The organism is Zhouia amylolytica, from assembly GCF_900116365.1.
In the GTDB taxonomy this organism is placed as follows: Bacteria; Bacteroidota; Bacteroidia; order Flavobacteriales; family Flavobacteriaceae; genus Zhouia; species Zhouia amylolytica.
Map to the genome: position 1 here is coordinate 104722 of NZ_FPAG01000008.1, position 13018 is coordinate 117739.

The 13018-nt window shown below is 37.7% G+C and carries 10 protein-coding genes; 4 read left to right on the forward strand and 6 right to left on the reverse strand.

Going from position 1 to position 13018, the window contains the following annotated elements; all coding sequences use genetic code 11:
- The first annotated feature begins 126 nt into the window (after positions 1 to 126).
- The 4 genes from nirK to BM361_RS13890 all read left to right on the forward strand — a co-directional run bounded on the left by nirK (position 127) and on the right by BM361_RS13890 (position 4432).
- Entirely contained in the window at positions 127 to 1608 is a 1482-nt protein-coding gene (nirK, locus tag BM361_RS13875; RefSeq protein WP_074979596.1) for a copper-containing nitrite reductase, read from the forward strand.
- Between the two features lie 11 nt (positions 1609 to 1619).
- Positions 1620 to 2396: a formylglycine-generating enzyme family protein gene (locus tag BM361_RS13880; RefSeq protein WP_074979598.1), complete on the forward strand. Its 777-nt coding sequence runs from the start codon at positions 1620 to 1622 to the stop codon at positions 2394 to 2396.
- Between the two features lie 11 nt (positions 2397 to 2407).
- Positions 2408 to 3136 (forward strand): SCO family protein, encoded by a 729-nt coding sequence (locus tag BM361_RS13885; protein WP_038261651.1) that lies wholly within the window; start codon positions 2408 to 2410, stop codon positions 3134 to 3136.
- 156 nt (positions 3137 to 3292) lie between these two features.
- Positions 3293 to 4432, forward strand: a complete 1140-nt coding sequence (locus tag BM361_RS13890) for an alginate export family protein (RefSeq protein ID WP_083425958.1) — start codon at positions 3293 to 3295, stop codon at positions 4430 to 4432.
- Between the two features lie 13 nt (positions 4433 to 4445).
- Here BM361_RS13890 and BM361_RS13895 read toward each other — a convergent pair whose 3' ends face one another.
- The 6 genes from BM361_RS13895 to BM361_RS13920 all read right to left on the reverse strand — a co-directional run bounded on the left by BM361_RS13895 (position 4446) and on the right by BM361_RS13920 (position 12949).
- Complete coding sequence (locus BM361_RS13895) at positions 4446 to 4907, reverse strand: hemerythrin domain-containing protein (protein WP_074979600.1); 462 nt, start codon at positions 4905 to 4907, stop codon at positions 4446 to 4448.
- The gene (locus tag BM361_RS13900) at positions 4879 to 6111 is read right to left on the reverse strand and encodes a hypothetical protein (RefSeq protein WP_074979602.1); all 1233 of its coding nucleotides are present in this window, start codon (positions 6109 to 6111) and stop codon (positions 4879 to 4881) included. Before BM361_RS13900 ends, BM361_RS13895 begins: the two co-directional genes overlap by 29 nt.
- Before the next feature lie 98 nt (positions 6112 to 6209).
- The gene (gene ric / locus BM361_RS13905; RefSeq protein WP_074979604.1) at positions 6210 to 6941 is read right to left on the reverse strand and encodes an iron-sulfur cluster repair di-iron protein; all 732 of its coding nucleotides are present in this window, start codon (positions 6939 to 6941) and stop codon (positions 6210 to 6212) included.
- Positions 6938 to 9181: a nitric-oxide reductase large subunit gene (locus BM361_RS13910; protein WP_074979606.1), complete on the reverse strand. Its 2244-nt coding sequence runs from the start codon at positions 9179 to 9181 to the stop codon at positions 6938 to 6940. Before BM361_RS13910 ends, ric begins: the two co-directional genes overlap by 4 nt.
- Positions 9182 to 9413: 232 nt before the next feature.
- Entirely contained in the window at positions 9414 to 11534 is a 2121-nt protein-coding gene (gene scpA, locus BM361_RS13915) for a methylmalonyl-CoA mutase (RefSeq protein WP_074979608.1), read from the reverse strand.
- A 47-nt stretch (positions 11535 to 11581) separates the two neighbouring features.
- Positions 11582 to 12949, reverse strand: coding sequence for a methylmalonyl-CoA mutase subunit beta (locus BM361_RS13920; protein ID WP_074979610.1), 1368 nt, complete (start codon positions 12947 to 12949; stop codon positions 11582 to 11584).
- Positions 12950 to 13018 lie beyond the last annotated feature (69 nt).

Here is a 13018-nt window from a genome sequence, read left to right on the forward strand (position 1 = left end):
AAATGTCATCTTTAGGTCTGTTTAAACCAAATATCTTTACCGAGTAAATGTGAATAAAACAAATTCAATAATAAGACATAAAGGTCTTTTAATCTTGTTTTAATTAAGTAATCTAATATTTTATCTATGAATCATCTCATTACATCATTTATTACAGTGTCTTTTTTGAAAAGGCCTGGAGTCCTGTTGTTTATTGGTGTTCTTTTATTTTCATGCGCTAATGATGAAAAAAAAGAACTAGCCAGTGCTATTGATATTCCTGTTTTTCAGGAAATGCAAGCGGAGCTGACCTCGCCTCCTAAAGTTCCCAGACCTGTTGGAGAGCGGAAGGCAAAGAAGCTTATTGTCGATATGGAAATTCTTGAAAAAGAAGGGGAAATGACCAATGGTGTGCGTTATGTATACTGGACTTTTGGGGGAACAGTTCCTGGAAGTTTTATCCGAACCAGAGTTGGTGATGAAGTTGAGTTTCATTTAAAAAATCATCCGGACAATAAATTACCACATAATATTGATCTGCATGCTGTTACTGGTCCGGGGGGTGGTGCGGAATCATCATTTGTTGCACCGGGCCATGAAAAGGTATTTTCATTTAAGGTTTTAAATCCAGGTCTATATGTTTATCACTGTGCAACTGCTCCTGTGGGGATGCATATTGCTAATGGCATGTATGGTTTGATTTTGGTGGAACCTGAGGGGGGACTACCCTTGGTGGATAAAGAGTATTACATCATGCAGGGTGATTTTTATACAGAAGGAAAGAATGGTGAAAGGGGGTTACAGCCTTTTGATATGCAAAAGGCGGTTAATGAGAATGCTGACTATGTAGTGTTTAATGGAAAGGTTGGAGCTCTAACGGGAGATAATGCTATAACTGCTAATGTAGGGGAAACGGTTAGGTTGTTTGTCGGGAACGGTGGTCCAAACCTGGTCTCTTCCTTTCATGTAATCGGTGAAATATTTGATAAAGTTCATATTGAAGGAGGGAACCGAATCAATGAAAATGTTCAGACCACTCTGATTCCGGCTGGAGGAGCTGCTATTGTTGAGTTTAAGGTTGATGTGCCTGGAACATTTATTCTGGTAGATCATTCGATATTCAGAGCTTTCAATAAGGGAGCATTAGGGATGCTAAAGGTACAGGGAGAGAAGGATAAAACTATTTATTCCGGTGAATTGAGAGATGATATTTATTTGCCGGAAGGCGGAGGTATTCAATCTATGCCAACTACGGAGGAATTTGTTGAAGCTGAGGTAACAGCTAAGACCTTAGCGGAGCAATTGAAATTTGGTAAACAAACCTATATGCAAACATGTTTTGCTTGTCATCAGGGTGAGGGACAAGGAGTGGCAGGTGCTTTTCCTCCATTGTCAAAGTCAGATTATTTAAATGCTGATGTGGATAGAGCCATAGGTGTAGTATTAAATGGATTAACAGGGGAGATTACGGTTAATGGTGAAAAGTATAACAGTGTTATGACCCGTCAAAATTTAACTGATGAGGAAATCGCCAATGTTTTGACTTATGTATATAATAGTTGGGATAATTCAGAGCAGGTAGTCACCCCAGAAATGGTGAATAAAGTAAGAAGTAATTCGAATTTATAAATGTTTTGGATATGAAAATCAATACCCTTAGAAGGCTATTTTTTATAGGTTGTTTGTTTTATTATGGCATTGTGTGTTGTCAATCTAAGGGTATGGTTTTTATAGAGGGCAGCAGGTATATTCCATTATACGGGCGTGATTCAACCGTAGTTGAAGTTAAAGATTTTGAAATGGATATTTTTCCGGTTACCAATGCTGAGTTTCTCAAGTTTATAGCGTTGAACCCGCAATGGCAAAAATCTAAGGTGAAAAAGCTATTTGCAGAGGAAAATTACCTTAACAACTGGTTAAATGACCATGATCTTAAAAGTGGAGTAAATCTAAAAAGCCCGGTAACTTATGTGTCCTGGTTTGCGGCGAAGGCTTATTGTGAATGTATGGGCAAACGATTGCCGACCATTGACGAATGGGAATATGTAGCTATGGCCGATAAAGAACTGCGAGATGCCAGGGTGAAGAAATCTTACAATCAGCAAATTTTAGCGTGGTATGAAACTCCGAAAACATATAACAATCTTATAGGTGAGAACTCTAAAAATGTTTGGGGAGTTTATGATTTGCACGGATTGGTGTGGGAGTGGACCCTTGATTTTAATTCGGTGTTGATATCCGGTGAATCAAGAAAAGATGTAGATAAAGACAGTAATTTATTTTGTGGTAGTGCAGCTATCGGTGCCACAGATCTTATGAATTATGCGGCCTTTATGCGTTACGCATTCAGAGGAAGTATAAAGGCGCGATATGCGATTAAGAATCTGGGTTTTAGATGCGTAAAAGATGTGAATTAAATTAAACACATATGAGAATAAGATATATAGTTTCAATTATTTTACTACTTCTTGTGTCTTGCAAGGAAAATAATGTAAAGGTCCAAGAGGGTGTTGTAAATGTATATGAGTGCCCTATGCATTGCGAAGGAAATAAGATGTATGAGGAGGCAGGGGTTTGTCCGGTTTGTGAAATGGACTTAAAGTTGGTTCAGGGAGACTCTGTTAAGGAAACAGCTTCGGTTAAAATTTCTGAGATGTCTATTTTTAATTTAAATTCAAGATGGACGAATCAAAATGGGCAAGATCTTCATTTAAAGGATTTACAGGGTGAAGTTCTTGTAATGGTGATGATTTATACGTCGTGTAAGGCTGCCTGCCCTCGTTTGGTCGCTGACATGCGGAATATTGAGAAGCGTCTTACCGCTGAAGCAAAGGAAAGGGTTAAAATGATCTTTGTGAGTATTGACCCTGAAATAGATACTCCGGAGCGCTTAAAGGTTTTTGCTAAAGAGAACTACATGGATGCCGATCCCTGGATGTTTTTACGATCAACTGAAGAAAATACCAGGGAATTTGCTGCTGTTGTGGCTGTTAGCTATAAAGAAATTTCGCCTATAGATTTTTCGCATTCTAATATTATTACTGTTTTTGATCAGCATGGAGAAATGGTTTTCCAGCAAGAGGGACTTGGAGTGAATTCGGATCAAACTGTGAAACATATAAACGATGCTGTGTTGAAATTAAAAAAAGAATTATAACTTTAGTGTAAATCATTGATTGTAAAATTGATATATATGAAAAAAATAGCTACCCTTCTTGTTTTTTGTGTGTTCTCTCACATGCTTTTTGCCCAAGAATTTAAGACTGATATATAATTAAGACCTCGTTTTGAATATAGAAATGGTTTTAAAACATTGCTTTCTGATGATCAAAATTCTACTTCTCTTGTTTCTCAACGATCAAGAATAAATTTTGGTTTCAAGCAAGAACAAATCGAATTAAAATTATCCTTACAAAATATAAGGGTTTGGGGAGATGTACCTACTTTGACTTCTACTGATCAAAACAATGTAATGGTTTATGAGGCTTATGGTATTTATCGTATGAATGATAAATGGAGTTTTAAACTGGGGCGTCAGCGATTGTCATATGATAACCAAAGGATTTTAGGGGCAGTTGACTGGGCGCAGCAAGGGCGTTCACATGATGCTTTTCTTACTACATTCAAACCCAACGAAAAAAGCAGGTTAGATTTTGCTCTTTCCGTAAGTTCTGAAGCTGAGGTTGTAGTGGAGACTCCTTATACCTTGAATAATTTTAAAAATATGCAATTGTTATGGTATCATACAGACTTTACTTCTTCGCAATTAAGTTTACTTGCCTTAAATACCGGATTTGAATTTGAAGAAAACACTTCCGGGGATCGAACCACACAGTATATGCAAACAGTGGGAGGATTTTATAAGTTTAAATATGACTTGTGGTATGGTGATTTGGGTGCTTATGGTCAGTTTGGAGAACGCAATGATGCCGATGTAAGTGCTTTTAACTTTTGTGCCAATATCTATTGGAATATTACAAATACATGGATTGCAGGTTTGGGAGGTGAATATCTTTCAGGGAATGACATGGATGATACTTCAGGTGATAATAATGCATTTAACCCGTTATTTGGGACGAATCATGCTTTTAATGGATTTATGGATTATTTCTATGTAGGAAATCATATTAATTCGGTGGGGCTTACTGATGTGTATGCTAAGATTTTCTATAAAAGAGATAGATTTGATATTTCGGTTCAGCCACATTTATTCTGGTCGGCAGGTACTATTCTTGATGGTGTTTCGGAAGCCGATAATTATTTAGGTACAGAGGTAGATCTGGTGGCTAATTACAAAGTGCATAAAAATATTGGGTTAGCACTTGGATATTCACAGATGTTCGGAAGTGATTCTATGGAGCTTTTAAAGGGCGGAGATTCTGGCAACACTCAAAATTGGGCGTGGATAAGTGTTAATTTCAACCCTACTATATTTAATACCGCCAAAAATTAATTAGACGCAGCTATTATTTCCAAAATTCATCATCGGGATTGTCTTGAAAGGGCATCTCATGATGAATTTTTTCAATTTTATTCATTTCTTCTTCATCGGTGGTTTTTTGAATTTCAGGGAAGAGGATACGTTCTTCAAAACGAATGTGTTCCTCGAGTTTTTGTTCAATACGATGAAGTACATTGTCAAGATCGTATTCTTGTTCAAATAACAGGTGTAATTCTTGATGATCTGCTATGGCTCTATCGATGTACTCATGTTCAGATCCGAGTAAAGGGAAGATATAATTTTCTTCTATTTTAAAATGTGGAATCAAGTGATTTTCATAAAACCAGTCTGCGTAAACTTTAATTCGTTTCGGTGAGACTCCTTTTTGAAATCCATTTCTGATCTTCCATGCTAACAGTAATCCTTGATGATGTTCCCGACTAAGTGGTTGCAATGCCTTATGTCGTTTTAATGGTTGTCGTTTCATTGTTGTTAATTTTATTTTTATAGACTCCCACAAGAATACAAAAAATGCCGGCGGGTAAGAAACTACTCAAGACAAATAAAATTTGGTAATATGAATCAATTAAACCTATCTGAAGATAGAATAGTACCCCTTGGATAAATAAAATAAGTTCGGTACCTAAAAAGCCATATAAAAAAAGATAAAACCCAAAACCGAACCATTTCAGCGTATTACGAATAAGGTTTGTTTGTGGCATAAAGGCGAATAAAAAACCTGTTATCACTCCAAGCATGGTTAGGTGAATGAACCCTATAACAAAATTTTTAATCTGAAAAGAAATACTGGCAATCTCGGGGATAAGAGAGAAGGATTGAATAATTATTTTAAGCACAAAACATGCTAAGGCAAAGCGCAACCCATGCTTAGCTATTAAGTTTGTACGTAACCAAAAGGCTTTTAACAACGGTCTCATGAATTTGATGAAATACCCTAATGCCCCAAGTTGCAGGATTACCCCCAAGCCATTTATCCAGCTAAATATTACATGTTTTAAGTACCAGCTTACGGGTAATGATATTGTACAAATTGTAGCGATTATCAATAGTTGATAAAATTTTTTGAAGTTGTGATTGTCTATCAGTAGCCCCAGTTTTTCAAACTGTTTTATTAAAAGTGCCAGTACGGCAATTAGAAACCAGCCATTAAACTGAAAATGTAAAAAGAATTGTATCGCTATCTGGTACCATGGTGATGAAGGGCCAGCTATAACCATTGCAGGACCCAGGCACCAAACCCCAATGGTTGAGATGAGCATAAAAATAAGAGCGGTTTTTAAGAGTTTAATACTAAAAAAAGATTTTGCACCCAGATCCTTCCAAATGCGATATACAAAAAAGTAACTGCAAAAAATATGAAGGGTCGAAAAACTTATAGAAACTGCCGCATACCCTTGTAAGGGGAAACTAATCATCATTCCTATTACTGATATCTCAGTTAACCAAAATAGTCTTTCGTAAACTTTTTTAGGATTCGGAATATAGAAATGGACAATAAGCGTAAACAGCATTAAGTATAACCATCCCAACATGGCGACATGAGAATGCCCATGTGTCAGAAATCGATAGTTAATGTTAAGAGGGGATATAAATGCCAAGCGCATTGTTAGTCCCATTAAGGCAGCGATTAAAAAATTAATTAGACAAACTACAGTCAGTTTTTTTAACATGGAAAACAACAGTTTAACAGATAAAGGTACTTATTCAAAATATAAAATCCGGAGGGAACTACTAATATTCCCTCCGGATTAGTTAAAACCAATCAAATTCAAGCCTCTGCTGCGAACAGCTTTTCAAGTTTTGTAGCCGCTGGGAATAAAATATTATTTTCTAAATGTATATGCAGATGTAAATCTTTTTCAAATTCATCAAGCATTTTAAAAGCAACCTTGTAGGTGTTACATGCATCTGCAGGCGGTGTGTAATTATCTGTTATTTTAGCAATTTCCCTAAAACGTACTCCTTCATTATCGTGTTCATGCTTCATCATTTCAATCGGGTTCCCTACGGTTCCAAAATGAGGAGCTTCGATAGCTTCGCCGGTAAGTTGAGCTTTGACCATTTTTTTTACAAAAGGAAATAACACTAATTCCTCTTTTTTCATGTGTTGGGCTAAATCTCCGGCTGAACCTGAAAAGAGTTCGTAAACATCAAATAATTCAGGATGACGTTCACCATGAACTCGTCTTAATTTATCCAGATATTGTAAAAGAACCGGAATGGTTTGCTCAACATATCTGTGATGCTTTTTTTCAATATAGTCAATAAGCAAATCCAATGGCCATGACCTATAATCAATTGATTCGCCAGATTTGTTTTTAAGCACTTCATTTAAGCTATGAAGGAGTATATCCTGATCGATGCCTTTTTTTGTGCATACTTCGTTAATTGTTCTGTTTCCTCTGCAACAAAAATCAATTCCGTATTTTGAGAATACTGCGGCGGTTCTGTAATCTTCTGCGACATATTCTCCGATTTGTTTGTTTACTAATGTTTTCATGATCTAATCTTTTTATTTTTTAATGTTAATTGAAATACAAACCAACATGTGGCTACCATCCCTACTGCAAAAATGATATCTCCTACAGAACGCATCCATTTTAAAATGTTCATTGTCGGGTGTTGGAGAAGTTCTGCAGATCGGGCATACCACATTCCGTGTTCTATACTTTCTATGGCTTGCCAGACTCCAATAGGGAGCAGGCTTAGTAAAGCCATGGCTAAGAGCCCAATATTAAGTGACCAGAAGCTAATTTTTAGCAGTTTATCATTCCACTGAATGTTTCGATATAAACTTCTCAGAACAAATAGCATTAATCCGATACCTAGCATGCCATAGACTCCAAATAATGCGGTATGACCATGCAGTGGTGTTGTGTTTAGTCCCTGGACATAGTATAGGGCTATAGGAGGATTAATAATAAAACCAAAGATACCTGCTCCAAGGAAGTTCCAGAATGCTACGGCAATCATAAAGTAAATAGGCCATTTATAATCTTCCAGCCATTTTGTGGCTTTGGATAGTTTATAATTATGGTAAGCCTCATAACCAATAAGTGTTAAGGGTACGATTTCCAGGGCGCTAAAGGTTGCTCCCAGTGCCATAACAGCAGTAGGGGTTCCGGTAAAGTACAGGTGATGAAAGGTTCCTAAAATTCCTCCTGACATGAATATAATGGTCGCTAATAGCACATTAAGTGTAGCCGTTTTTGTTTTAAGGAGTCCCAGACGAACGAATAAGAACGCAATAACCACGGTTGCAAATACTTCAAAGAAACCTTCTACCCAAAGGTGTACCACCCACCATCTCCAGTATTCGGCGATGGCTATGTTTGTTTGTCTTCCCCACATGAGTCCGGCTGCGTAGAAAGAAGCTATTGCTGTACAGGATATCAAGAACATGATGATGAGGTTCTTTTCTTTTGTTTTTTTCTTCAAGACAGGGATTAATGGTCTGGTCATTAGCGCTAGCCATAAGAAGAGACCGATAAGAAGGAATATTTGCCAAAATCTGCCTAGGTCGACATATTCATATCCCTGATGTCCAAACCAAAAGTTATCAACCAGATTTAGCTTTTGCATGACGCCCATCCATTGTCCGGCCATAGAGCCTAAGACTATAACTAATAGCGCTATGAATAAAAAGTTGATTCCGAATGTTTGAAATTTAGGGTCTTTACCTGAAACGGCGGGAGCTATATAAAGTCCTGTAGCTAACCATGCCGTGGCGATCCAGAAAATGGCTAATTGTGTATGCCATGTTCTGGAGACGGAGTACGGTAGGATCTGGTCTAATGGAATTCCATAAAATCCATCGCCTTCAACGCCGTAATGGGCAGTTACAATACCAAAGACCATTTGTAGTACCATGAGTAAACTCACAATCCAGAAATATTTTTTAACCAATTTCATGGATGGCGTAATTCCCTGTTTTAGTAATGGATCTTCAGCAGGAGCAGGTATATTTTCATCTTCCCCTGATTTTACATGGTAGAATACCATAATACCTATGCATAGTATTAACAGTATAATACTAACCCCGGACCATGCCAGCAGGTCTCGGGTAGGTTTGTTACCAACGAGTTCGTCGGCGGGCCAATTGTGGGTATAGGAAATATTGCTGCCGGGACGTTCGGTTACTGTAGCCCAGGTGGCCCAAAAGAAAAAAGCATTCATTTTAGACATTTTTGTTTCATCTGAAATGCTGTTTATTGGGATGGCATAGTCTTTTCTTAGTTGATTGAACTTGGGGTCGTTTGTAAATAGTCCTTTGTAGTAATCACTCAGATGTTTTATTGCTTCTACACGTTCTTCTGAGACCGTAATTGTTTGTGTTGATTCATCGTAAGTGTTTGGTCGGAGGTTGTTTTGTAAACGTATTTTTAAAGCAGCTTGTTGTTCAGGGTTTAACTCATCATAATTAGTTTGAAAATCATTTTGAGCATATTTATTTAAAATAAATAGTGCTTCGCGATGTAACCAATCGGCTGTCCAGTCTGGGGCGACATATGCGCCATGACCCCATATTGAACCCACTTCTTGCCCACCAATGCTTTGCCAGATATTCTGACCGTCTTTAATGTCTTCTTGAGTAAAGATGACCTCGTTGTTTTCTGAAACAATTAGTTTAGGAATAGGGGGTGATTCCTGATAAATCTGATAGCCGTAGTAGCCAAGTACACTAAAGGAAATTAGCATCACCAATGCAAATCCAATCCATAGTTTACGTTCTCTGTTCATAGTAATACATTATTTAGGATAAATTTATCCTGTTTATTGGTAAAAAAATTTGTACGGTCTTTAACGATCTAATTGTTGTTTACTTTGGTAGCTGTTTAAAGGGGCTATTTTTTCCAAAGATTCAATTAAAAGATCTGGACAAAGGTATAAACAAAACATTAAAAGGACAAAATTGTCTTAATTATTATTGTAAAAAAAATTATTTACTCAATCTCCTTTGAAAAACAGGAGGTTAGTCTATGAGAATTTCAAGGATTTTTATGGCTGCATCACTAATTTTAGTACCAGGTCCAAAAACGGCTACTGCGCCCTCATCGAAGAGGAACTGGTAATCTTGTTGTGGTATTACACCTCCAACAATGACCATGATATCATCACGACCGTATTTTTTTAGTTCGCTGATAACCTGAGGGACCAATGTTTTATGACCTGCTGCCAGGGATGAAACTCCCAGCACATGCACATCATTTTCCACGGCTTGTTTTGCTGCTTCCTGAGGGGTTTGAAATAAGGGGCCTATATCGACGTCGAACCCAAGGTCTGCATAACCGGTAGCTACTACTTTAGCGCCTCTATCGTGTCCGTCTTGCCCCATCTTTGCTATCATAATACGTGGTCTACGGCCTTCTATTTCTGCAAATTTATCTGCTAATTGCCGAGCTCGTTCGAAGCTTTCGTCGTTTTTTATTTCTTTACTGTACACTCCACTAGTAGATTGAATTTTAGCTTTATATCTTCCATATACTTTTTCAAGCGCATCGCTGATCTCGCCTAAAGAAGCTCTTTTTCTTGCAGCATCTATTGCCAAAGCTAGTAAATTTCCGTTGCCTGTTTCTGCGCAATCGGTTAATTCTTCGAGTGCAGCAATTACAGCATCATTATCTCTCTGTTGTTTTAGCTGATTAAGACGTTCAATTTGCTGTCTTCTTACCTCTTGGTTATCAACCTCCAAAATTTGCAGCGGATCCTCTTGTTCCAGCCTAAATTTATTAACCCCAACGATGATGTCTTGACCGCTATCAATACGTGCCTGTTTCCGAGCGGCAGCCTCTTCAATTCTCATTTTAGGGATACCTGCCTCTATAGCTTTGGTCATACCTCCTAATTCTTCAACTTCTTCTATGAGCTTCCAGGCTTTACGTGCTATTTGGTCTGTTAGATTTTCTATAAAATAACTTCCGGCCCAAGGATCTACCGTCTTAGTAATTTTAGTTTCTTCCTGGAGGAATAGTTGAGTATTTCTGGCAATACGAGCAGAAAAATCGGTTGGAAGCGCAATGGCTTCATCCAGGGCATTGGTATGTAGGCTTTGTGTTCCGCCGAATGCTGCGGCAGCTGCTTCGATACATGTTCTTGCCACATTATTAAAAGGATCTTGCTCTGTTAAGCTCCAGCCACTTGTTTGGCAATGAGTTCTTAAAGCCAGTGATTTAGGGTTTTCCGGATTGAATTGTTTTACCAGTTTAGCCCATAGCATTCTTCCTGCCCTCATTTTGGCAATTTCCATAAAGTGATTCATTCCGATCGCCCAGAAAAAGGATAGGCGAGGAGCGAACTTGTCAATGTTCATACCCGCTTTAAGTCCGGTTCTTATATATTCCAAACCATCAGCCAAGGTATAAGCCAATTCAATATCCGCGGTTGCCCCAGCTTCTTGCATGTGGTATCCCGAAATACTGATACTGTTGAATTTAGGCATGTTTTTGCTGGTAAATTCAAATATATCAGCAATGACTTTCATGGAGTGTTTGGGTGGGTATATATACGTATTTCTAACCATGAACTCTTTCAGGATGTCATTTTGTATGGTTCCGGAAAGTAATTCAGGCTTTACACCTTGTTCTTCTGCTGCCACAATATAGAAGGCCATTATCGGCAATACAGCTCCATTCATGGTCATGGACACGGACATTTTATCCAAAGGAATTTGATCGAAGAGAATTTTCATATCTTCTACGGTGTCTATGGCAACTCCTGCTTTCCCGACATCACCCACCACTCTTTCGTGGTCTGAATCGTATCCTCTGTGGGTAGCCAAATCGAAAGCTACTGAAAGTCCTTTTTGACCTCCCGCCAGGTTCCTTCTATAAAAAGCATTGCTTTCTTCTGCAGTGGAGAACCCTGCATATTGTCTGATCGTCCATGGTCTCCTTACGTACATGGTGGAGTATGGTCCTCTCAGATAAGGGGGGATTCCGGCCGCAAAATTAATATGCTCCAGCTCTTTAATATCTTCAGGGGTGTAGGTGCTTTTAATTCCTATTCCTTCCGCAGTTTTAAATGGAGTGTAGGCTACTTCTTTGCGTTTGGCAGCCTTTTTTATAGTGATATGTTGAATGTCTTTTCTGCTCATTGTTTTAGTGTGTGGTTGATACAGAATTTTTTATTTATAGATTTCTATCAGGCTTCTGATTTTAATCTTTCCTGCTCCAGGGCTTCGGCCAATCTTTTTTCCAGAATGGGTTCAATTAAAGTTTTACCGGATTGTCTTTTCATGAACGGATATAGTTCAAGATCATTTTTCATTTGATCTTCCGGATTCTGATATTTATTGGTGCCAATTAGAGTTTCCTTATTATTGATAAACAGGTTTTCTTCTGTTTCTGCAGCTTCTTTTATTTTTTTCTGAATGGTATGGTTTTTAAGTTGTTTTAAAAATCCGCCGCTTGTTTCAATCTGTTTAAATAAATCAAGTGCTTTTTCAGCTAATTGATCCGTAATGCTTTCGATGTAATAAGTCCCGTCTGCAGGGTTTGAGACTTTATTAAAATAACTTTCAGATTTAAGGATAAGGAGTTGGTTTCTTGCTATGCGTTCCCCAAATTCATTATCCTTATGATAAATATTGTCGTAGGGTGCATTATAAATCATGTTTGCTCCACCTAATACAGCGCTCATACATTCTGTAGTGGTTCGCAGCATGTTTACATTGTAATCGTATAGGGTTTTGTTACGTTTTGAAGGCGTAGCTATAATATGGCATTCCGATTGATTATTGTATTCCGGAGCAAGTGACGACCATAATAATCTGAGCGCTTTTAGTTTGGCAATTTCAAAAAAGTAGTTACTGCCTATGGCTGTACTAAACGTAATTGTTTCCTGAGGAAATCGGTTTAAATATTCATTAGCATGTGCCAGGGTATATGCGAGTTGTTGAACCATGTTCGCACCAGCATTCTGATATAAAGACAGATTTACATTAATCGTACTTTTAAAAACTCCCTTGCTTATGGTTAGAATCTCTTCAAGGGTATTAAAATCATTCTTTAAATTTTGATACCAGTTTCCTGTTTTGGCAAGGTGTCCTATGATATCAATATAGAGATAAATCTGAGTTTCTTTTCCGGAGATAAAGGACTTTAACTTTTTAATTGCATCGACGGACAAGAATTCAAACTCCAAATAAACAGGGATTAATCTTAAGTTGATATTTTGAAGGAGTAAATCAAAATCAATATCTTTCGATGGAATTGTAAAGATCAGGCTTTCTGCGCCTCTTTCAATTATGTCCAGCGCCTTTTCGTTGGCTAATTTTTCATTGCCAGCATATATTTTTTGACCAATATTCCAGTTGGTAACATCTGTATTTGAAGTGGGAGGGAGCTGATCAAAATCTTCAGCGTGATAAAAGGGTTTTACATCAATCCCTTCAGGGGTATTCCAAATTAAAGTTTCGTTATAATCTGCACCTTTAAGATCGAACTGTATTTTTTGTTTCCACTCTTTAGAAGTTATCTCACTAAACTCGTTAAAAAGTTTTTTACTCATTAGTTGTGTGTGTTAATGGTTTGTGATAGGTCGACTAAACTGTTGAACGATACTTCAAGATGAAGGTGT